This window comes from Labrenzia sp. 011, assembly GCF_003075075.1.
Classification (GTDB): Bacteria; Pseudomonadota; Alphaproteobacteria; order Rhizobiales; family Stappiaceae; genus Roseibium.
Map to the genome: position 1 here is coordinate 52,565 of NZ_QCYM01000020.1, position 21,488 is coordinate 74,052.

The following is a 21,488-nucleotide window of genomic DNA, read 5'->3' on the forward strand; positions in this document are numbered from 1 at the left end:
GGTGGTGCCGGTTTCTGTCAGGAGAGGGTGTCGGGGCGAAATGCAGGCAGGCGACGACGACTGGACATCGCATATGGCCATCCGGGCAGCCTGGCTCTCTTTCGTGGGTGGCCGCACGCAGGGAGAAATCGCTGCTCAGCTCGGCGTGTCGCCGGCAAAGGTCCACCGCCTGATTGCTCATGCCCAGAAGGCCGGATATGTGAAGTTTCAGGTCGACGGCCGGCCGATGGAATGCCTGAAGCTGGAGGCCGAACTTTCCGACCGGTTCCAGCTGACCAACTGCATCATCGCACCGGATCTGGGCGGGGACGACGACAGTGCCGTGCGGGCGGTGGCCGCTTCCGGCGCTCAGTTCCTGGCGGCGCTGCTGGGGGGCTCGAATCTGACCAGGCTTGGCGTGGGCATGGGGCGCACGCTCACTGCCGCGGTCGAGTCCCTGCCGAAAATCGCCCGTTCCGATCTGGAAATCATGTCGATCTGCGGGTCGCTGACACGCACGCTTGCCGCCAACCCCTATGACATCATCCAGAAGATGCAGGAACGCACCGGCGGTACCGGCTATTACCTGCCCGTGCCCTATTTTGCCGAAAACCGCGACGAGAAGGCGATGTTCCTGACCCAGCGCAGCGTGCAGGATCTCATGGCCCGTGCCGGCGGGTCCGATGCCTTCCTGATCGGTATCGGCTCGGTGGAAAATGAAGGCCACCTCGTCCAGCGAGGCATGATTTCCAAACAGGAACAGGAAGAATTGCTGTCAGTCGGTGCCGTCTGTGATTTGATGGGCCGGTTCTTGACGCTTGAAGGAAAGCTGGCGCCCGATACGCTCGGCGATTGCGCCGTCGGGCTGCATTTCGACGAAGTGCGCGGCAGCCGCGTGATTGCGCTGGTGGGTGGGGAAAGCAAGGTGGACGCCACGCTTGCAGCCCTGCGCACCGGTGTCATTACCGACCTCGTGACCGACGAGACCCTTGCGAGGGCTCTGAGCACACGGGCCGGATTGAAGCTGGCACAGTCCGCATGACGCGGCTGGGCCACGAGGGGAAACGGGCCGGCCAAGGGCAGGCCCCCGCATGTCGGAGGACATACACGTGAAAAAGTTTCTAACCATCGGTACGGCGCTTGCCGGACTGGCGCTGTCTGCCTTGAGTGCGGCGGCGGCGGATATCAAGCCGGCCGTTCTCTACGATCTGGGCGGACGTTTCGACAAGTCGTTCAACGAAGGCGCATACAACGGCGCGGAAAAGTTCAAGGAAGACACCGGTATCGAATACCGGGATTTCGAGATCCAGAACGACAGCCAGCGTGAACAGGCCCTGCGCAACTTCGCCAAGCGCGGCATGAACCCGATCGTTGCCATCGGCTTCTCCCAGGCCAATGCGGTGGAAAAGGTCGCCAAGGAATTCCCCGATACCCAGTTCGCGATCGTCGACATGGTCGTGGATCTGCCGAACGTGCGCTCCATTCTCTTCAAGGAACAGGAAGGCTCCTACATTGTCGGCCTGATGGCGGCGATGGCCTCCGAAACCGGCAAGGTCGGCTTTGTCGGCGGCATGGACATTCCGCTGATCCGCAAATTCTCCTGCGGTTACAAGCAGGGCGTTCTGGCCGTGAACCCTGATGCGGAAGTCTTCGAGAACATGACCGGCACCACGGGTGCGGCCTGGAACGATCCGGTCAAGGGTGGCGAACTGGCCAAGTCGCAGTTCGACCGCGGCGCGGATGTGGTCTATCACGCAGCGGGCGGCACCGGCATCGGCGTGCTGCAGGCAGCGGCCGACAGCGGCAAGCTCGGCATCGGCGTCGACAGCAACCAGAACGGCCTGCATCCCGGCTCGGTTCTGACCTCCATGCTGAAACGGGTCGATATCGCCGTCTATCAGGCTTTTGAAGATGCGCAGAACGACGCTTGGACGTCCGGCTTCGAAGTTCTCGGACTGAAAGAGGGCGGTGTCGACTGGGCTCTGGACGACAACAATGCCGAACTCGTTTCCGACGAGATGAAGGCGGCGGTCGAGGAAGCCACCCAGAAGATCATCTCCGGTGAAATCGTCGTGCATGACTACATGGCCGACCAGTCCTGCCCGAACTGAGGCAGATAAACTCCGCACATGAGGGTCGATCTGCTTCGACGGGCTAACCCGGAGAGGCAGGTCGGCAGATCTGAAAGTGCCGGAGCATCTCCGAGGGATTATCCGACGCGGGATGCTCCGGGAATGCCTGCCGTCCCGGCAGGTTGAGAGGGACCGAATGATCCGTTTCACGTCTGGCGTCTTCTGCGCGGTGATCGCAGCCGCGATCACCGTCGCCTCCGCCGTCGCCGAACCGGCGATCATTTACTCCGTCGGCGGCAAGTTCGATGGCTCCTTCAACGAAAGCGCCTATTCCGGCGTGAAGCGGTTTCAGGACGAGACCGGCAGCGTAGTCCGCGAGTTCGAGCTGGAACGGGATGCGCAGAGCCTGCAGGCGCTGCGCAATTTCGCCAGCCGCGGCTTCGAGCCGGTGGTCGCGATCGGCTTCAATCAGGCCAATGCGCTCGCCCAGATGGCCCCGGATTTCCCGGAAACGGATTTTGCCATTGTCGACATGTTCGTCGACCGGCCCAACGTTCGCTCCTACGTGTTCAAGGAGCAGGAAGGTGCCTATATCGGCGGTCTGCTTGCGGCCATGGCCTCGAAAAGCGGCACCATCGGGTTTGTCGGCGGCATGGATATTCCCATCGTCCGGCGCTTCCTGTGCGGCTACAAGCAGGGCGCGCTGGCGGTCAATCCGGACATCAGGGTGCTCTTCAACATGACCGGCGACACGCCGGCCGCCTTCGCCGATCCGGTGCGCGGCGGCGAACTGGCGATGGGGCAGATCAGGCAGGGCGCCGATGTCATCATCCAGGCGGCGGGCGGCACGGGCATCGGTGTGCTGCAGAAGGCGGCCGACGCCGGAATTCTCGGCATGGGCACCGACAGCAACCAGAACGGCCTGCATCCGGGCAAGGTCCTGACCTCCATCCGCAAGCGGGTCGACAACGCGGTCTTCGACAGTTTCATGGCGGCCCGGGAGGGAACCTTCACGCCTGGCGTCCGGGTGCTGGGCGTCGCGGAGGGCGGCATGGACTGGGTGCTGGACGACAACAACAGGGACCTCATCTCGCCGGACATGAAAGCGGCGGCCGAGGCGGCGATCGCGGGTATTTCCGACGGGTCCGTCAAGGTGCACGATGTCGTTACCGAAGGGGCGTGCCCATTCTAGACATGGGCGTCGCGGGACGGAGCGGCGAGATCCGAAGAGGCAGAACAATGACACAGAAAAACCGTCAGGCCTGGGGGAAGGCATGAGCGAAACGCCGGCAATCGAACTGCGCGGGATCAGCAAGAGTTTTGGTCCGGTTCACGCCAACAGGAATATCGACCTTGTCGTGAAAAAGGGCTCCATTCACGGCATCGTCGGAGAGAACGGCGCGGGCAAGTCGACGCTCATGTCGATCCTCTACGGTTTCTATCACGCCGACGCCGGTGACATTCTCGTCAACGGCAAAACGGTGACGATTGCCGATTCCAAGGCTGCCATCGGCATGGGGATCGGCATGGTGCATCAGCACTTCATGCTGGTCGACAATTTCACCGTCCTGGAAAACGTCGTGCTGGGGGCGGAAGACAGCGCCATGCTGGCCGGCGGGCTGGACCGGGCACGCGTCGAGCTGAAACGTCTGGAAGAGGAATACGAGCTGCGCGTCGACCCGGACGCGCTCGTTCAGGATCTGCCGGTCGGTCTGCAGCAGCGGGTGGAAATCCTCAAGGCGCTCTACCGCAGCGCCGAGGTCCTGATCCTCGACGAACCCACCGGCGTTCTGACGCCTCCGGAAGCCGATCACCTGTTCAAGATCCTCGAGGTCCTGAAGAACGAGGGCAAGACCATCCTGCTGATCACGCACAAGCTGCGCGAAATCATGGCCGCGACGGACAGTGTCTCCGTCATGCGCCGCGGCGAGATGGTGGCGACCCGCGAAACGAAAGACACCTCCATGGAAGAGCTGGCCGAACTGATGGTCGGCCGCAGCGTGCTCCTGCGGGTCGACAAGAAGCCCGCGTCTCCCGGCGCGCCGGTCATGGAGGTGGAGAACCTGTGTGTCACCGACCAGCGCGGTGTCCAGGTGGTCAAGGATGTGAGTTTTTCCGTCCGTGCCGGCGAGATCGTCGGGATTGCCGGCGTCTCGGGCAACGGCCAGTCGGAACTGCTGGAAACCCTTTCCGGCATCCGCCGCGCCACGGCGGGCACGCTGAAGATCAACGGCGAGACCATCGATCTGGGCACCAGCGCGCTGGATGCGGCGGACATGCGCGCCAGGAGCATGGGGCATGTGCCAGAGGACCGTCACCGCATGGGGCTGATCAACAGCTTCGCCGAATACGAGAATTCCATTCTCGGCTATCACCACGACCCGGCCTATTCCAGCGGTCTGCTGATGAACACCGCGGCCATCAAGCAGAACGCGGTCGCCGAGATCGAGAAATACGACATCCGCCCGCCCAACCCGATGCTCAAGACCGCCAATTTCTCCGGCGGCAATCAGCAGAAGATCGTTCTGGCGCGGGAAATCGAGCGGGATCCGGACGTGCTGCTGGTCGGCCAGCCGACACGCGGCGTCGATATCGGCGCGATCGAGTTCATACACAGCCGCCTGGTGGAGCTGCGCGATGCCGGCAAGGGCATCCTGCTGGTGTCGGTGGAACTTGACGAGATCCGCGCGCTTGCAGACCGAATACTGGTGATGTTCGACGGCCGGATCGTCGGCGAGCGCGGCGCCGATGCGGACGAGGGCGAACTCGGCCTGCTCATGGCGGGCGTGGAAGACAATACGAAACTGCCTGTGGAAGGAGACGCCCGATGAGTGCCGGTCAGCTCCCGCGCTGGGTCGACTACGGCCTGATACCGTTTCTCAACCTGGCGGCCGCCTTCCTGGTGTCCGGCCTCGTGGTCGTCCTGATCGGCGAAAATCCGCTGGATGCGGTGCGGATCCTGATCTGGGGCTCGCTCGGCTATGGCGAAGGCATCGGCTTCACGCTGTTCTATGCCACCAATTTCATCTTTACCGGTCTTGCCGTTGCCGTGGCCTTTCATGCCGGGCTGTTCAATATCGGCGGCGAGGGCCAGGCCTATGTCGGCGGGCTCGGCGTCACCTTCGCCTGCCTTGCCCTGGACCACATCGTGCCCTGGTATGTGACGCTGCCTTTCGCGATCATCGGCTCCGCACTGATGGGGGCGGCCTGGGCCTTCATCCCTGCCTGGCTGCAGGCGACGCGCGGCAGCCACGTGGTCATCACGACCATCATGTTCAACTTCATCGCCTCCTCGCTGATGGTCTACCTGCTCAACAGCGCGCTGAAGAAACCGGGCTCCATGCAGCCGGAAACGCGCACTTTCGAGATGGGGGGACGGCTGCCCTTCCTGAATGACATTTTCCCCTCCTTCGGCTTCGGCTATGCTCCGGTGAACCTGTCCCTGTTCGTCGCGCTGGTGGCCTGTGTGCTCGTCTGGCTGCTTATCTGGCGGACGAAGCTCGGCTTTGAAATCCGGTCCTTCGGCGCCAATGCGACGGCGGCGGTCTATGCCGGAATTTCGCCCGTGCGCACCATCGTCATCACCATGCTGATTTCCGGCGGCCTCGCGGGCATGATGGCGATCAACGAGATCATGGGGTCGCAGCACCGTCTGCTGATCGATTTCGTTGCCGGCTACGGCTTTGTCGGCATCGCGGTGGCCCTGATGGGACGCGCGCATCCGGTCGGCATCGTTCTGGCGGCGATCCTCTTTGGCATGCTCTACCAGGGCGGCGCCGAACTGTCCTTTGAAATGCCGAATATCACCCGCGACATGATCATTGTCATCCAGGGGCTGGTCATCCTGTTCGCCGGCGCGCTCGAGCACATGTTCCGGCCGGCCATCGCCGGATTGTTCATGCCCTCCCGGGCTCAGGCGAAGGAGGCGTGACCATGTTCGAGACCCTTGTCCTCATTCTCGATTCCACCGTCCGCCTGTCGACGCCGTTGCTGCTGGCCTGTCTTGCCGGACTTTATTCCGAGCGGGCGGGCGTCGTCGATATCGGTCTGGAAGGCAAGATGCTCGGCGCCGCTTTCGGCGCGGGGGCCGTCGCCTATGTCACGGCCAACGCCTGGCTCGGGCTGCTGGCTGGCATCGGCGTCTCCGTCGCACTGGGCCTGCTGCATGGCTTTGCCTCGATCAGCAACCGCGGCAACCAGATCGTTTCCGGTGTGGCGATCAACTTCCTGGCCGCCGGCCTGACGGCGCTGCTCGGCCAGAGCTGGTTCCGCCAGGGCGGCCGTACCCCGGCCCTGCCCGAAGGCGGCCGCTTCAGGGATGTGGTCTGGCCCTTTGCCGAACAGTTGCGCGACATTCCGGTGATCGGTCCGCTCTACAGCGAACTTCTCTCCGGCCACAATATCCTGGTCTACGTCGGCTTCCTGGCGGTGCCGCTGACCTGGTGGGTGCTGTTCCGCACACGCTTCGGCCTGCGGCTGCGGGCTGTCGGCGAAAACCCTGCCGCCGTGGATACGGCCGGTATCTCCGTCACCTGGCTGCGTTACCGCGCGGTCATCGCCTGCGGCATTCTCTGCGGCTTCGCGGGCGCCTATCTGTCGATCGCGCAAGGGGCCGGTTTCGGCGTCAACATGACGGCAGGCAAGGGGTTCATCGCGCTGGCGGCGCTGATCTTTGCCAAGTGGCGGCCCGCCAATGCCATGTTTGCCTGCCTGCTCTTCGGCTTCCTCGACGCGGTGTCCATCCGCATGCAGGGCCAGGAAGTCCCCGGCATCGGCGAGATCCCGGTACAGTTCTTTCAGGCGCTGCCCTATATCCTCACGGTGATCCTGCTTGCCGGCTTCATCGGCAAGGCGGTGCCGCCGAAAGCGGCCGGTATCCCCTATCTGAAGGAGCGGTCATGAACGATCTGGACAAGCTGTTCGAAGCGGCCCGGGCGGTGCGCGAAAGGGCCTATGCGCCATATTCCGATTTTCTGGTCGGCGCGGCTCTGCGCACGCCGGACGGAACGGTCTTCACCGGCTGCAATGTCGAGAATGCCTCCTATCCGGTGAGCGTCTGCGCCGAGGGCGGGGCAGTCAGCGCCATGGTTGCGGCCGGCTACCGCGAGATTGCCGAGGCGGTGGTGATCGGCGACGCGGCCCTGTGCACGCCCTGCGGCATGTGCCGCCAGCGGCTGAAGGAATTCGGCATGCCGGAGCTGGTCGTCCATGTGGCGGACTTGAACGGTATCCGCCGCAGCTTCACCATGGACGAACTGCTGCCGGCCGCATTCGAGCTGGAAGACAAGTCAAATAACAGGAAGGACTGACCCTCGATGAGTGGTTTTGGCCGTGAATGCGCGGATATCGTCCGCGCCGCCCGCGATGGCTCCTACAGGATAGGCATGATACTCGGATCCGGCCTCGGTGCACTGGCCGAGGAAGTGGAAGATGCCGTGCGCATTCCCTACGCGCATCTGACCGAGTTCCCCGTCTCCACCGTGACCTCCCATTCCAGCGAGCTGGTTGCCGGCACGCTGGCGGGCGTTCCCGTGGTGATCCTGTCCGGCCGCGCCCATTTCTACGAGAGCGGCGACGCCTCCGTCATGCGCACGCCGGTCGAGACCCTGAAGGAGCTGGGGTGCGAGATCCTTCTGGCCACCAACGCGGCTGGATCCCTGCGCGAGGACGTGGCGCCGGGCTCTCCCATGCTGATCAAGGATCATATCAACTGGTCCGGCAGGAACCCGCTGATCGGCGAGGAGGACGAGAAGCGCTTCCTCGACATGAGTGCGGCCTATGACCCGCAGCTGCGGGAGGCCATGAAGAAGGTCGCCGCGGAAACGGGCGACCCGATTGCCGAAGGCATCTACATGTGGTTCTCGGGCCCGTCCTTCGAAACACCGGCGGAAATCCGCATGGCCGGCCTGCTGGGCGCGGATGCGGTCGGCATGTCCACCGTTCCGGAAGTCATCATGGCCCGGTTCCTGGGGCTCAGGGTTGCGGCCATGTCGATCGTCACCAACTACGGTGCGGGCATGCAGCCCGATGCGCTGTCGCACGATCAAACCAAGTCGGTCGCCCTGCAGGGCATGGAACGCATGAAGGAGCTGGTGCGGGCATTCGTGAAGGAGGTCGGCGAATGAGTGACGTGATCGAAAATGCAAAACGCGCCCTTGGTCTGGTCGATCTGACCAATCTCAATGACGATTGCAGCGCCGGGGACATCACGAAACTGACCGGTCGTACGGTCACTGATCACGGTTCGGTCGCGGCCGTATGTGTCTGGCCCCGTTTCGTTGCCCAGGCGACTCGGGAGTTGAAGGGCACCGGCGTCAAGGTCGCCACCGTCGTCAATTTCCCGGCGGGCGGGGAGGACACCGGCGCCGTCATCGCCGAGACGCGGCAGGCGCTTGCCGACGGCGCCGACGAGATCGATCTGGTCATGGCCTACAGGGCGTTCAGGGACGGCAGGAAAGGTTTCGCCGAGGAACAGATCATCCGCGTGAAGGCGGAGATCCCGGCCCCGGCGATCCTGAAAGTGATCCTGGAAACAGGCGAAATCGGCGATCCTCTGCTGATCCATGCCGCGTCCAATGTGGCGATCGCCGCCGGCGCCGATTTCATCAAGACGTCCACAGGCAAGGTCTCCGTCAACGCCACTCTTGAGGCTGCCGAGATCATGCTGACCGCCATCGAGGAGACCCGCCGCGAGAACGCGGAACGTGTCATTGGTTTCAAGCCCGCCGGCGGCATCCGCACCAGCGAGGATGCCGCGTCCTATCTGGCGCTCGCCGACAGGATCATGGGGCACAACTGGGCCTCCGCCTCCACCTTCCGCTTCGGCGCGAGCGGTCTTCTGGATGCCCTGATCGATACGATCGAGGGCAGGACCCCGGCTGCCGGCCAGGGCTATTGACGCTGAACCGGGTGCCTGAAAAACGTTGCCACGAGGATACGAATGATGCTGCCGCAGGAACTGATCCGCAAGAAGCGTGACGGGGGAACGCTCGACGCCAGGGAGATCGCCTTTTTCGTCAAGGGGCTGGCCGACGGCTCGGTCACCGAGGGGCAGGTTGCCGCTCTCGCCATGGCGGTCTTCTTCAAGGGGCTGAGCGTCGATGAGCGCGTTGCCCTGACGCTTGCCATGCGCGACAGCGGCGATGTCATGGACTGGTCCGGCATCGACGCGCCGGTGCTCGACAAGCATTCCACCGGCGGTGTCGGGGACAATGTCTCCCTGATGCTCGCACCGGCGCTTGCCGCCTGCGGCGCCGCCGTGCCGATGATTTCCGGCCGGGGTCTCGGTCACACCGGCGGCACGCTCGACAAGTTCGACAGCATTCCCGGCTACCAGACCCAGCCGGACAACGCGTTGTTCAAGAAAGTGGTCAGGGAGATCGGCTGTGCGGTGATCGGCCAGACGGGCAATCTGGCCCCGGCCGACAAGCGCTTTTACGCCATCCGCGATGTGACCGGCACCGTGGAGAGCATCGACCTCATCACCGCCTCCATCCTGTCGAAAAAACTGGCGGCGGGTCTGCAGGGACTGGTGCTGGATGTCAAATGGGGCACCGGCGCCTTCATGGCGACGCTGGAGGAAGCCCGGGCGCTGGCGGAAAGTCTTGTCAGGGTGGCCAATGGCGCGGGGCTCCGGACAACGGCGCTGTTGACCGACATGAACGAGCCGTTGGCGTCCGCCGCCGGCAATGCTGTTGAAATGCAGAATGCGGTCGATTTCCTGAAAGGAACGGCCATCGACAACCGTCTCTGGGACGTCACGGTCGCCCAGGGCGGCGAACTTCTCGCCACCGGCGGCATTGCCCCGACCGCGGAAGCGGGTACGCAGATGATGCGTGAGGCGTTCGAAAGCGGCAAGGCGGCGGAGAAATTCGCGCAGATGGTCACCGCTCTGGGCGGTCCGGCCGATTTCATGGAAAAGGCCGAGCTTCACCTTGCGAAGGCCCCCGTCGAAGCTCCGGTCTATGCCGAGCATGACGGGGTCGTCACGGGCGTGGATGCGCGCGCCGTCGGCGTGGCTGTGGTCGCGCTCGGCGGCGGCCGCCGCACCGCGTCCGACGTCATCGATCCGGCAGTCGGACTGACCAGTCTTGCCGGCGTCGGCAATACGGTCGATGCGGATGCGCCCTTGGCGATCGTCCACGCAAGGAGCGAGGAAGACGCCGAAGCGGCGGCCGTTGCGGTGCGCAAGGCCTATACCGTCGGCGAAGCCGCTGATGTCGTCGACCGGCCGAGCGTTGTCGAGCGGATCGCGCCGTAGGACACGAACCTGTGCCGGGTCTTGCGGATCCGGCATGCTTCCGGCTGCTGGCCGGCAATAGAAAAACTTGAGGAGATGCCCATGCCTCGTGCAATTCTGTGCGTGCTCGACAGTTTCGGCATTGGCGGCGCGGAGGATGCGGACGCCTTCGGCGACGCAGGGTCCGATACTTTGGGTCACATCGCCGGACACTGTGCGGACGGTCTGGCCGACAGGGGCGGACTGCGCAGCGGTCCCCTGACCCTTCCCAACATGGACCGGCTCGGCCTGGGGGCCGCCGGACGCCTGTCGACCGGCCGGGATGTGCCCGGCCTCGATTTCGCCGGCGATCCGCGAGGGCTCTGGGGCTATGCCGCGGAAGTGTCCAACGGCAAGGACACCCCTTCCGGCCACTGGGAAATCGCCGGAGTGCCCGTGCGCTTCGACTGGGGCTATTTTCCCAAGACGATCCCGACCTTCCCGCGTGAGCTGATCGACAAGATCACTGCAAAGGCGGAGCTGGACGGCATTCTCGGCGACAAGCATGCCTCCGGCACGGAGATTATCGCCGAACTCGGCGAGGAGCATGTCCGGACCGGCTTGCCGATTTTCTACACTTCGGCGGATTCGGTCATCCAGATCGCCGCTCATGAAGAGCATTTCGGTCTCGACAGACTCTATGCGCTGTGCGAGATCACCCGCGAATTCGCCGATGCCTACAATATCGGCCGCGTCATCGCGCGGCCCTTTACCGGCGAGAGCGCGGAGACCTTCGTCCGCACGGCCAACCGGCGGGACTATTCGGTGCTGCCGCCGGAACCGACGCTGCTCGACCGGCTGACCGGAGCCGGCCGCACGGTCTTCGGCATCGGCAAGATCTCCGACATCTTCGCCCATCAGGGGGTCGCCAGGGTCCTGAAGGGGGCCGGCAACGACCAGCTTTTCGACAGGACCCTGGAGGCGATGGACGCGGCGGGGGACGGCGACCTGGTCTTCGCGAATTTCATCGATTTCGATTCCCTGTACGGACACCGCCGGGACGTTGCCGGTTATGCCGCCGCGCTGGAACATTTCGACCGTCGCCTGCCGGAGATGATTTCCCGCTTGCGCGACGGGGACCTGCTGATCCTGACCGCCGATCATGGTTGCGATCCGACCTGGACCGGCACTGACCACACCCGCGAGCATGTTCCCGTCATCGCGACAGGGCCCGGTATTGCAGGCAGGTCCATCGGCGGACGGAAAACCTTCGCCGATATCGGCGAGAGTATTGCCGCCCATCTCGGCGTCGAGCGGGGCCCCAACGGAGAGAGTTTTCTTTAGATCACGGACTCAGGCACTATGACGGAGCGGCCCGTCTCCTCTCGGGGGACGCGAACGCGATATTCCGCAAACGGCGCTCCCGCCATTCATTCACGACCGAGGACCCGCCGCACATGAGCGATCCCATCACGGTTCCGAAAGCCGAACTGCACTGTCACATCGAAGGTGCGGCCCCGCCGAGTCTGGTCAAGCGGCTGGCGGACAGACACGGCATGGACGTGTCGAAGGTGCTGGATGGCAACGGAAAATATGTGTGGTCGGATTTCACGACCTTCCTGAAGGCCTATGACACGGCAAGCGCGGTGTTCAGGACCCCCGCCGACTATGCCCTTCTGGCGGAAACCTATTTCCGCATGCTGGCCGCCGAGGGCGCTATCTACGGCGAAATCTTCATTTCACCGGATCATGCCCAGGCGACGGGGCTTTCCTACAGGTCCTATGTGGAAGGACTGTCCGCCGGGATCGAGCGCGCCAAGAACGAAACCGCGATCGAGGGCCGGATGATCGCCGTCGGCGTGCGCCATTTCGGCTCTGCCGCGGTGGAGCGGGTCGTCAAGGAGGTGATCGCCAATCCCGATCCGCTGGTGACCGGTTTCGGCCTCGCCGGCGATGAGCGCTCGGGCCATCCCGCGAATTTCTCCAAGGCCTTCCGGATGGCTGCGGATGCAGGGCTCGGCACCACCGCCCATGCAGGCGAGTTCGGCGGACCGGACAGCATTACCGCGGCCCTGGAATTCCTGCGCGTCAAGCGCATCGGTCACGGGGTCCGCGCCATTGAGGACAAGGACCTGATCAAACGGCTCATCGACGAGGAGATCGTGCTGGAGGTCTGTCCGGGATCCAATGTGTCACTGGGCGTCTATACCCATCTGCGCTTTCACCCGGTGAACATGTTGCGCCGGCAGGGCGTCAGGATCACCCTCAACTCCGACGATCCGCCCTTCTTCGGCACCACGCTCGGCAAGGAATATGCCTCTGTCGCGGAAACCTTCGGCTGGACCTTCGACGACCAGATGGACGTTACCCGCACGGCCATCGAGGCGGCCTTCTGCGACGAGCCCACGCGCAAAAGGCTGCTGGTGCGGCTGGACAGCGCCGTGCGCAAGCCCGCCGACGGGTAGCGCGAAGGTTACCCTTCGGGTTTCTGCGGGTTCGAGGTGGAGGCGAGTGCCGCATCGATACGGACGCGGCAAGCCCTCAGATGTCCCCGCCGGTCTCGTCCACTTCCGTGCGCGGATCGAGGACAACGGTTTCCGGCGTGGTGGTCTGGGCGGTCGTCAGGACGGGGAGGAAGTCGGACTTGTCTTCCGTCTTGACCGGAGCGCGCTGGCGTATGCGCCAGATGGCGAACAGCATCATGGACAGATGGGCCGCGGCGGTCACCTGGAAGAGGGCGCCGGGATAGGTGAAGGTCATCAGGCCGGAGGCGAGCAGCGGCCCGACCATCGTCCCTGTGCCGAAAATAAGCAGAAGACCGCCGCTGATACGCAGGAAGTCGCCCGGCTCCGCATGGTCGCTGGCATGGGCGACGATCACCGGATACATGGAATAGATGACGCCTCCGAAGGCCGCGATCAGCGCGATCGTCACCACCGGGTCGTTGCCGCCGATCAGGGACAGGCTGGAGCCGAGCGACATCGCGGTCACGGCAAGTCCGACGAGAACTAGCCGCCGGTCCAGCCGGTCCGACAGCATGCCCACCGGAATCTGCACCATGGCACCGGCCAGAAGCGCCAGACTCATCATGATGGCGATTTGCGGTATGTCCAGACCGATGTGGCGGCCATAGACGGCGCCGAGGGTTCCGAAGGAGCCGTTGGACACGCCGGCCATGAATACGGCGACCACCGCGATCGGCGAGTTGCGCCACAACTGCTTGGGATCGAGTTTCGCCTGCGTCAGTGGCTGGGGGGAGGCGGCTGTCGAGAGCGCCGTCGGCAGCAGTGACAGGGAATAGATGATCGAGCCGAGAACGAAGAAGAAATAGCCGCTCGCCGACCCGAGCGTGAGCAGCATCTGCCCTGCGGTCGTCGCCGCCAGATTGATCATGGTGTAAAGGCCGAAGATCCGTCCCCGGGTTTCGGCGGTGGACCGCTCGTTGAGCCAGCTCTCCACGATCATCGCCGCACCGGAAAAGCAGAACCCTGAAATCGCTCTCAGAACAATCCAGACGGCGGCATCGATGAACAGCAGGTTGAGCAGCACGGTGATCGCGGCGAGCGAGGCCAGGGCCCCGAAGGAGCGCACATGGCCGACCCGCTTGACGATGAGCGGCACGGCCAGGCAGCCGCCCATGAAGCCGAGAGCCCAACCGGCCCCCAGCAGGCCGAGCGATGCATCGGAAAACCCCTGCGCGAGACCGGCCAGCGGCAGCAGCAGGCCATGCAGGCCGCCTGCCAGCAGGAGAAGACCCGAACCGGCGAGAAGAGCGGCGATCGAAATGACGGAGGACATGAATTTTCCAGTTGGGCTTTTGTCGGTGCGGGCCTTCACACGGCCCGATGATGGTCAATGACGAACCTCTTTGACAGGTTTATGGTGGAAAGCCACACGAAACTTGTTTTTCCGGGTAAAGCCTTTCTCGGCCCCCGCCCGTTCTCCTCTTTCCGGATTGTTGTCGATGAATTCTTCCGTTTCAGCCCTGACCCTGTTCCAGCCGCGCGAAGTGCGGCGCATGGCGCATCGTCTTCTCGACCTGGCGCAGGCCGGCGCGCTTGCCCATGTGCGGGTGGATCCTGCCAGGCTGGGGGAAGCCCTGGTCACGGTGCTTGAGACAACCCGGGCGGATTATCCCGATTTTCACATTCCGCCCTACGGTATCTGGCGGGACTTCGAAGCCGGCGGAATCGACCGCTGGGGCGCAATGGCAGGGGCCCGCAATTTCGAGTCCGCCGGGGAAATGCTGGCAGCGGCAACGGATCTGGCGGTGCTCGGCACATTCATGAAGACGCGCCATCCGCAGGGCTGGACCTACGAAGACCGCATGACAGGCACGCGGGCGACGGGCCGGCAGGCCACAGCGCTCGCCGTCTTTCACATGTTCGCCGCCGGCTCCTTTTCCGCCGAGATGACGGATCCCTACCGCGTCGATGCCGAAACCCTGATCCGCCTGGAGACGGCGGAGCTTGCCTTCGGACTGCAATGGGACATGGCTGACGATGCGGGCCTGCTGGAAGACATGCAGCGGCATCTCAAACGTCTGGGGGAAGCGCTTGCGTTGCGTCCGGACCTGTTTGCCGACGGCGATGCCATCCGTCCCGGTGCGCTGGCCACGCGCCTGGCCAAAGACCAGGACGGCGCAGTCAGCGCCGGGGTGCTGCTCGACCGCCTGCTTGAAGCGCTCGCGCCCGTCTGGGTCGGCGGAGCGCAGCAGGGTGAAATTTCCCTGGGCGACAGCTTTGTTCATTCCGCTCTGACCGACCAAGAGGCGGCAAGTACCGTGCCCTTTCACCTGGCCGCCCAGGAAATGGTCTATGGTCTCGTCGAGCCTTTCGCCTGGGCCGGGCTTGAAGTTGCCGGTCTCGAGGAGCTGACCGCGCCCGCCGACGACATACACGCCGCTCTCTTCGTCCACTGCGGTGTTCTGGAGGTCCTCAGCGAGGCTGGCGACCTGCCTTTCCGGGAAGCGCAGGACCGGATGATCGAATTGCGCGCCGTCGGATCCGCCCTGACGGACAGGCTGGCGGATCTGCTGCGCCGGGAGCTCGGCGTTCCGGCGGATCAGCTGCCGCTCACCTGCATTCTGGAGGGCGGCACGCACCGGGCCGGAGGGCAGATTCTCGAACGCGCGGAGGGCAAGGCGAACGAACTCGGAAAATTTCTGAACCCGGGGTCTGTTTTTTGGTTGCCGTTCGGGGCATAGGTCCGGAACATGAAACGTCAATGAGACCGGTCCGGAGCGCGCGGACCCGAACCTGAAGAAAAGAGAGGCAGATATGTCCGGAGCCAATGTCATCAGCCATCCGCTGGTCCAGCACAAACTGAGCATCATGCGGGACAAGGGAACGTCCACCCAGGGCTTCCGGCGTCTTCTGCGCGAGATCTCCACGCTGCTGTGCTACGAGGTGACCCGGGACCTGCCGCTGGTGCGCCAGACCATCGAGACGCCGGTCGCGGAAATGCAGGCGCCGACGCTGGCGGGCAAGAAACTCGTCTTCGCCTCTGTGCTCCGGGCCGGCAACGGCCTGCTGGAAGGCATGCTCGATCTGGTTCCGTCCGCGCGCGTCGCCCATATCGGCCTTTACCGGGACCCGGAAACCCTCCAGCCGGTCGAATATTACTTCAAGGCGCCGGAAGACCTGCACGAGCGCCTGGTGATCGTCGTCGACCCGATGCTGGCCACCGCCAATTCCGCCATTGCCGCCATCCAGAAGCTCAAGGAACGCGGCGCCAACAACATTCGTTTCCTGTGCCTTCTGGCAGCTCCCGAAGGGGTGGCGAAATTCAACGAGATGCACCCGGATGTGCCGATCTTCACGGCGGCGATTGACGAGAAGCTCAACGAAAAGGGCTATATCGTTCCGGGCCTCGGCGATGCCGGCGACCGGATGTACGGTACGAAATAATCCCGTTGGGGGCGGCCGGGAACTGTCCGGCCACCCGCTGCGGGCATGGTTCCGTCGCTTTCGGACCTTCGTGAACGAGGACACCGGCATGATCACCGTTTTCGGTTCCATCAACCTCGACCTTGTCGTTTCCGTTCCCAGGCTGCCGAAGGCGGGGGAAACGGTCAGCGGACCGGATCACCAGTCCTTCGCCGGCGGCAAGGGCGCGAACCAGGCTCTGGCAGCCTGCCGGGCCGGCGCTGCGGTGAAAATGGTCGGTGCGGTCGGCCGCGACGCCTTCGCGCGTCCGGCCCTTGCCAATTTGCGGGACGCCGGCATCGACCTGTCGGATGTCCGGGAGCTGGACGGCGCGACCGGCCTTGCCCTGATCGGCATCGACCCCTCCGGGGAAAACCAGATCATCGTGGCCAGCGGCACCAATGCGCGTGTCGAGGCCGGCTGGCTGGATCGCCGCCTGACGGATGCCGATATCCTGATGCTTCAGGGGGAAGCGCCCTATGCCGAAATCCTGCAGGCCATGGACGTTGCGCGCCGGGCCGGCGCCTCGGTTTTCTGGAATCCGGCTCCCGTCCCCGCCGGAAATCCGGCGTCCGGGCTTGAAGGCGTCAATACGCTGGTCGTGAACGAGAGCGAGGCGGCGTTCCTTGCTGCCGGCCTCGCAATCGCGGAAGGACCGGCAGCCTTTCTGGACAATGTGGTCAGCCCCTCGCGGGCCGTGGTCGTGACCCTCGGGGCGGAGGGCGTTGTTGCGGCCCGCGGAGACGAGCGCTTCCGGTTTGCATCACCTGCTGTCGAGGCCGTCGACACCACCGGGGCCGGCGATGCCTTTTGCGGCGCCCTGGCGGCGGCGCTCGACCTCGGCCGCCCGTTCGAACGGGCGCTCAGGGAAGGTGTGGCCGCAGGAGCCCTGGCCTGCACCGTGACCGGTGCCCAGTCCAGCGCGCCGATGAAGGCGGACATTGCGCGCCTGGCGGACCAGATCGCCTGATACGGTTTTCCAACTGCGGTTTTACAGCCCGCTAAGGAAACTCTGCTATGCCTGCGGCTTCTCGCTGTGAAGGGTCGGCCGGGCATGTGGCGGTTTTTGGTGATTTTGTTGGTCTGCGTCGGTCTCGCCCCCTTTGTGCCGGGGCTGATCGCGAGCCGTCTCGAGACGCTGAACAGCCCTGAAACCTCCCGCGCGGAATGGGAAGGGGAGGTGGATGACGGTGACCGGATTTACCGCATCACGTCTGACTCTCGTGGGCATTTCGTAGCGGAAGTGCGCGTGAACGGACATTATGTAGACATGATGGTCGATACGGGAGCGACACTGACTGCGCTTCCGCAGTCTCTTGCCGAGGACATCGGCATCTATCTGGACAAATCCGATTTCAGACATTCGATCCGGACGGCAAATGGCATCGTTCTTGGTGCCAAAACGACGATCGACCGGTTGAGCATCGGAGACATCCGGTTCTCCGAGGTGGATGCGTTCGTTCTGGAGGACGAGAGAATGGGGGACCCGTTGCTGGGCATGTCGGTTCTCAACAGGTTGAGAAAGTTTGACATGTCCGACGGCACCCTTGTACTTATCCAGTAGACAAATATTTTAGGTGTAGTCCGGGATCTGTCATTTTCGCAGGATCCATCTTTTCCAATGGAGAGGCTTGAATGTTCCCCAAACCACGACCGAGTCTGACCCCCAATACATATGAGTATGAAGCGCTGCCCATGGTGAAATCGACCGGCTTCCGGGAGTATGACGCCCGGTGGCTGTTCGAGAAGGAAATCAATCTGATGGGAATGCAGGCGCTCGGCATGGGCATCGGCACTCTCATTCATGAGCGCGGCGTGCGTCCCGACCTTGTCGTCGGTCACGATTTCCGCAGCTATTCCTCCTCGATCAAGATGGCGGTCGTCAACGGCCTGATGGCAGCCGGCATCAATGTCCATGACATCGGTCTGGCCCTGTCGCCGATGGCCTATTTCGCCCAGTTCGCGCTGGACGTTCCGGCGGTTGCCATGATCACCGCGTCCCACAACGACAACGGCTGGACCGGGGTCAAGATGGGCATCGACCGTCCGCTGACCTTCGGTCCTGACGAAATGGGCCGCCTGAAGGACATCGTGCTGGAAGCGGCTTTCGATCTCAGGGGTGGCGGCAGCTATCGCTTCGTGGACGGCTTCCCCGAGATCTATTTCAAGGATCTGACCGACCGGCCGAAACTGAAGCGTCCGATCCGGATCGTCGCCGCCTGCGGCAACGGTACGGCAGGTGCGTTCGCACCGAAAATCCTGGAAGCCCTCGGCGCCGAGGTCATCCCGCTCGACGCGGAGCTCGACTATACGTTCCCCAATTACAACCCGAACCCGGAAGACATGAAAATGCTGCATGCCCTCCGGGACAAGGTCCTGGAAGTGGGCGCGGAAGTCGGCCTCGGCTTCGATGGTGATGGCGACCGCTGCGGCGTTGTCGACAACGAGGGCGAGGAGATCTTCGCCGACAAGGTCGGGGTGATGCTTGCCCGCGACATCTCCGCCCTCTATCCGGGCAGCCAGTTTGTCGTCGACGTGAAGTCAACCGGTCTCTTCAACACCGATCCGGTGCTGCAGGCCAACGGTGCGAAGACGGACTACTTCAAGACCGGCCATTCCTACATCAAGCGCCGGGTCACCGAACTGGATGCCATCGTCGGCTTCGAGAAGTCCGGCCACTACTTCTTCAACAAGCCGATCGGTCGTGGCTATGACGACGGTCTTGTCTCGGCCATCGCGATCCTCGACATGCTCGATCGCAACCCGGACAAGACGATGGCCGATCTCCGCCGGGATCTCCCCAAGACCTGGGGCTCGCCAACCATGGCTCCGAAATGCGCCGACGAGATCAAGTATGATGTTGTCGAGCGTGTGGTCGCGAGATTCCAGGACATGAAGGCCAAGGGCGAGATGGTTGGCGGACAGCCGATCAGCGACCTGATCACCGTCAACGGCGTCCGGGTGGTTGCCGAGGACGGCACCTGGGGTCTCGTGCGGGCATCGTCCAACAAGCCGGAACTGGTTGTCGTGGTCGAGAGCCCGGTCTCCGAGGCGCGGCTGCACGAGATGTTCAAGGCGGTGGATGGCGTTCTGCGCGAGAATTCCGAAGTCGGCGAATACAATCAGACGCTTTGACGTCAGGGAACGGGGAGAGGCGGCAGACTTCTGCCCGCCCCTCCGGGGCCGCGCGGCTTCCCAATGGAGAATTGCATGATCAGGGAATTCGGTGTGCTGCCCGATGGCACAACGGTGCAGGAAGTGACGCTGAAAAAGGGCGCGCTGGAAGCATCGGTTCTGACCTTCGGCGCGATCATCCGGGATCTGAAAGTGGACGGACAGAGCGTCGTTCTCGGTTTCGAGGATCTGCAAGGCTACCTGGATCATCCCAGGTTTTTCGGTGCGATTGCCGGGCGCTGCGCCAACAGGATCGCCGGCGGCAGTCTGACGATCGACGAAACAAGCTATCAGCTCGACCGCAATGAAGGCGGGATCAACCATCTGCACGGCGGATCGGAGGGGTTTTTCAACCGGGTCTGGCAGATCGAGCAGCATGACAAGGCCAGCGTTCTGCTGAAACTGGTCTCCGACGATGGCGACATGGGGTATCCCGGCCGCGTCGAGGTGCTGTTGCGCTATACGTTGACGGGAACCGGCGCGCTGCGTGTGAAGATCACCGCGGTCACCGACAGGACCACGCCGGTCAACCTGACGCAGCACAGCTATTTCAATCTGGACGGCAGCAGTACGATTCTCGATCACACGCTTGAAATCGCGGCGGAAACCTATCTTCCGGTCGATGATCGCCTCATTCCGACCGGCGAAATCCGCAAGGTCGAATGGACGCCCTATGATTTTCAGAACGGCCGCAGGCTTCGGCGCAACCCAGGCGAGGAAAATGTGATTTTCGATCACAATTTCTGTCTTGCCCCCCAGGCCCGCGAGACCGTGCAATTTGCTGCTGCTCTCGAAGACGGTGCGGGAGAGCGGCGCATGGAGGTCTGGACGACAGAACCCGGCCTGCAGCTCTACGATGCGGGCCGGCTGGACGTTCCGGCTCCGGGACTGGGCGGCAAACGCTACGGTCCACATGCAGGTCTCTGCCTGGAAGCGCAGCGCTGGCCCGACAGCGTCAACCGGGAGGGGTTTACAACTGTGTTGTTAAGACCTTCGGAAACCTATAGTCACGTTACGGAATTCCGTTTCTCCTGAATTGGTCTACATTGGCCATATGGCTCGGGACGGAGAGGGACTGGGAGCAGGCTTGTGAAGACGGTTTTTTCAGAGACCCAGCTAGCGCACGCACCGGCGCAGGAGATTTCCGACGGAGAACTGAAGCCGGCGGTGGAAATACCGGCCCGTGCCGAAATCGTTCTGAAAACCGTCCGGGAGCGGCAGATCGGGGATGTCGTTGCCCCCGAGGAATTTCCGCTGCGGTCCATCCAGCGCGTTCATTCGCACGAATATGTCACCTTTCTGGAAAACTTCTGGCAGATGTGGACCGCCGCCGGCCGGTCCGGTGAAGCCTTTCCCTTCGTGTGGCCTGTCCGCTCCCTCAGGACGGACATGAAGATCAACCACATCGACGGACTTCTCGGACGTTATTCGATGGATGCCGGCACACCGCTGGGACAGCATACCTACAAGGCGGCGCGCGCCTCCGCTGATACGGCGTTGAGCGCGGTGCAGCTGCTGCTCGATGGCGAACAGTCCGCTTTCGCCCTGTGCCGGCCGCCCGGTCATCATGCTGGGTTCGATTTTCTGGGTGGCTATTGCTTCTTCAACAATGCGGGCGTTGCGGCCCAGCATCTGCGCGACAATGGCCTGAACAGGATCGCCATACTGGATGTGGACTATCACCACGGCAACGGCACCCAGGCACTGTTCTATGACCGTCCGGACATCCTGTTCCTGTCAATACATGCCGATCCGAAGGACGAATACCCCTACTATCTGGGTTATGCGGACGAGACCGGTGAACATGCGGGAACCGGCTTCACACGGAACTGGCCCTTGCCGCTCGGCACGGATTGGGAAGGCTATGCCCCGGCCCTCGAAGAGGCCTGCCGCTGGCTTCTGGTCTACAAGCCCGAGGCGATGATCGTCTCCCTGGGGCTCGACTGCTACGAGGGGGATCCCATTTCCGGGTTCAGGTTCAAGAGTGACGACTATCTCCGCCTTGGACAGCGTCTTGCGAAGGTCGGTGTACCGACCATGTTCGTATTGGAAGGCGGTTATGCCGTCGACGCGCTGGGCACCAATTGCGTCAATGTCCTGGAAGGGTTCGGCGGGTAA

Annotated in this window: 20 protein-coding genes; 19 read left to right on the forward strand and 1 reads right to left on the reverse strand. The window is 63.4% G+C overall.

Going from position 1 to position 21,488, the window contains the following annotated elements:
• Nucleotides 1–40 precede the first annotated feature (40 nt).
• The 12 genes from DCO57_RS18280 to DCO57_RS18335 all read left to right on the forward strand — a co-directional run bounded on the left by DCO57_RS18280 (nucleotide 41) and on the right by DCO57_RS18335 (nucleotide 12,734).
• Nucleotides 41–1,021 carry a sugar-binding transcriptional regulator gene (locus tag DCO57_RS18280; RefSeq protein ID WP_208978024.1) on the forward strand — a complete coding sequence of 327 codons (981 nt, stop codon included), beginning with the start codon at nucleotides 41–43 and terminating at the stop codon, nucleotides 1,019–1,021.
• Nucleotides 1,022–1,088: 67 nt separating this feature from the next.
• On the forward strand, nucleotides 1,089–2,090 hold the full coding sequence (locus DCO57_RS18285) for a BMP family ABC transporter substrate-binding protein (RefSeq protein ID WP_116700379.1): 1,002 nt from the start codon (nucleotides 1,089–1,091) through the stop codon (nucleotides 2,088–2,090).
• A 157-nt stretch (nucleotides 2,091–2,247) separates the two neighbouring features.
• The gene (locus tag DCO57_RS18290; protein WP_116700350.1) at nucleotides 2,248–3,243 is read left to right on the forward strand and encodes a BMP family ABC transporter substrate-binding protein; all 996 of its coding nucleotides are present in this window, start codon (nucleotides 2,248–2,250) and stop codon (nucleotides 3,241–3,243) included.
• An 82-nt stretch (nucleotides 3,244–3,325) separates the two neighbouring features.
• Complete coding sequence (locus DCO57_RS18295) at nucleotides 3,326–4,882, forward strand: ABC transporter ATP-binding protein (RefSeq protein WP_116700351.1); 1,557 nt, start codon at nucleotides 3,326–3,328, stop codon at nucleotides 4,880–4,882.
• Nucleotides 4,879–5,982, forward strand: a complete 1,104-nt coding sequence (locus DCO57_RS18300; RefSeq protein ID WP_116700352.1) for an ABC transporter permease — start codon at nucleotides 4,879–4,881, stop codon at nucleotides 5,980–5,982. Before DCO57_RS18295 ends, DCO57_RS18300 begins: the two co-directional genes overlap by 4 nt.
• A gap of 2 nt (nucleotides 5,983–5,984) precedes the next feature.
• Nucleotides 5,985–6,953 carry an ABC transporter permease gene (locus tag DCO57_RS18305; RefSeq protein ID WP_116700353.1) on the forward strand — a complete coding sequence of 323 codons (969 nt, stop codon included), beginning with the start codon at nucleotides 5,985–5,987 and terminating at the stop codon, nucleotides 6,951–6,953.
• Nucleotides 6,950–7,360: a cytidine deaminase gene (locus DCO57_RS18310; RefSeq protein WP_116700354.1), complete on the forward strand. Its 411-nt coding sequence runs from the start codon at nucleotides 6,950–6,952 to the stop codon at nucleotides 7,358–7,360. Before DCO57_RS18305 ends, DCO57_RS18310 begins: the two co-directional genes overlap by 4 nt.
• Before the next feature lie 6 nt (nucleotides 7,361–7,366).
• Nucleotides 7,367–8,176: a purine-nucleoside phosphorylase gene (locus DCO57_RS18315; RefSeq protein WP_116700355.1), complete on the forward strand. Its 810-nt coding sequence runs from the start codon at nucleotides 7,367–7,369 to the stop codon at nucleotides 8,174–8,176.
• The gene (gene deoC / locus DCO57_RS18320; RefSeq protein WP_116700356.1) at nucleotides 8,173–8,949 is read left to right on the forward strand and encodes a deoxyribose-phosphate aldolase; all 777 of its coding nucleotides are present in this window, start codon (nucleotides 8,173–8,175) and stop codon (nucleotides 8,947–8,949) included. The genes DCO57_RS18315 and deoC overlap by 4 nt, the downstream gene beginning before the upstream one ends.
• A 45-nt stretch (nucleotides 8,950–8,994) precedes the next feature.
• Complete coding sequence (gene deoA, locus DCO57_RS18325; protein ID WP_116700380.1) at nucleotides 8,995–10,311, forward strand: thymidine phosphorylase; 1,317 nt, start codon at nucleotides 8,995–8,997, stop codon at nucleotides 10,309–10,311.
• A gap of 81 nt (nucleotides 10,312–10,392) precedes the next feature.
• The gene (locus DCO57_RS18330; RefSeq protein ID WP_116700357.1) at nucleotides 10,393–11,613 is read left to right on the forward strand and encodes a phosphopentomutase; all 1,221 of its coding nucleotides are present in this window, start codon (nucleotides 10,393–10,395) and stop codon (nucleotides 11,611–11,613) included.
• 113 nt (nucleotides 11,614–11,726) lie between these two features.
• Complete coding sequence (locus tag DCO57_RS18335; protein ID WP_116700358.1) at nucleotides 11,727–12,734, forward strand: adenosine deaminase; 1,008 nt, start codon at nucleotides 11,727–11,729, stop codon at nucleotides 12,732–12,734.
• A gap of 76 nt (nucleotides 12,735–12,810) precedes the next feature.
• Here the strand turns inward: DCO57_RS18335 and DCO57_RS18340 are convergent, their stop codons facing one another.
• Nucleotides 12,811–14,067, reverse strand: coding sequence for an MFS transporter (locus DCO57_RS18340; RefSeq protein WP_116700359.1), 1,257 nt, complete (start codon nucleotides 14,065–14,067; stop codon nucleotides 12,811–12,813).
• A 166-nt stretch (nucleotides 14,068–14,233) separates the two neighbouring features.
• Between DCO57_RS18340 and DCO57_RS18345 the strand changes: the two genes are divergently transcribed.
• The 7 genes from DCO57_RS18345 (at nucleotide 14,234) to DCO57_RS18375 (ending at nucleotide 21,488) form a co-directional block, all read left to right on the forward strand.
• Complete coding sequence (locus DCO57_RS18345) at nucleotides 14,234–15,475, forward strand: DUF1688 family protein (protein ID WP_116700381.1); 1,242 nt, start codon at nucleotides 14,234–14,236, stop codon at nucleotides 15,473–15,475.
• Between the two features lie 73 nt (nucleotides 15,476–15,548).
• Nucleotides 15,549–16,178 carry a uracil phosphoribosyltransferase gene (gene upp / locus DCO57_RS18350; protein ID WP_116700360.1) on the forward strand — a complete coding sequence of 210 codons (630 nt, stop codon included), beginning with the start codon at nucleotides 15,549–15,551 and terminating at the stop codon, nucleotides 16,176–16,178.
• Nucleotides 16,179–16,266: 88 nt separating this feature from the next.
• Nucleotides 16,267–17,166 carry a ribokinase gene (locus tag DCO57_RS18355; RefSeq protein ID WP_116700361.1) on the forward strand — a complete coding sequence of 300 codons (900 nt, stop codon included), beginning with the start codon at nucleotides 16,267–16,269 and terminating at the stop codon, nucleotides 17,164–17,166.
• A 99-nt stretch (nucleotides 17,167–17,265) separates the two neighbouring features.
• Entirely contained in the window at nucleotides 17,266–17,760 is a 495-nt protein-coding gene (locus DCO57_RS18360) for a TIGR02281 family clan AA aspartic protease (protein ID WP_165814784.1), read from the forward strand.
• A gap of 71 nt (nucleotides 17,761–17,831) precedes the next feature.
• On the forward strand, nucleotides 17,832–19,331 hold the full coding sequence (locus tag DCO57_RS18365) for a phosphomannomutase/phosphoglucomutase (RefSeq protein WP_116700363.1): 1,500 nt from the start codon (nucleotides 17,832–17,834) through the stop codon (nucleotides 19,329–19,331).
• Between the two features lie 75 nt (nucleotides 19,332–19,406).
• Nucleotides 19,407–20,405, forward strand: coding sequence for an aldose epimerase family protein (locus DCO57_RS18370; RefSeq protein ID WP_116700364.1), 999 nt, complete (start codon nucleotides 19,407–19,409; stop codon nucleotides 20,403–20,405).
• 54 nt (nucleotides 20,406–20,459) lie between these two features.
• Nucleotides 20,460–21,488 carry a histone deacetylase family protein gene (locus DCO57_RS18375; RefSeq protein ID WP_116700365.1) on the forward strand — a complete coding sequence of 343 codons (1,029 nt, stop codon included), beginning with the start codon at nucleotides 20,460–20,462 and terminating at the stop codon, nucleotides 21,486–21,488.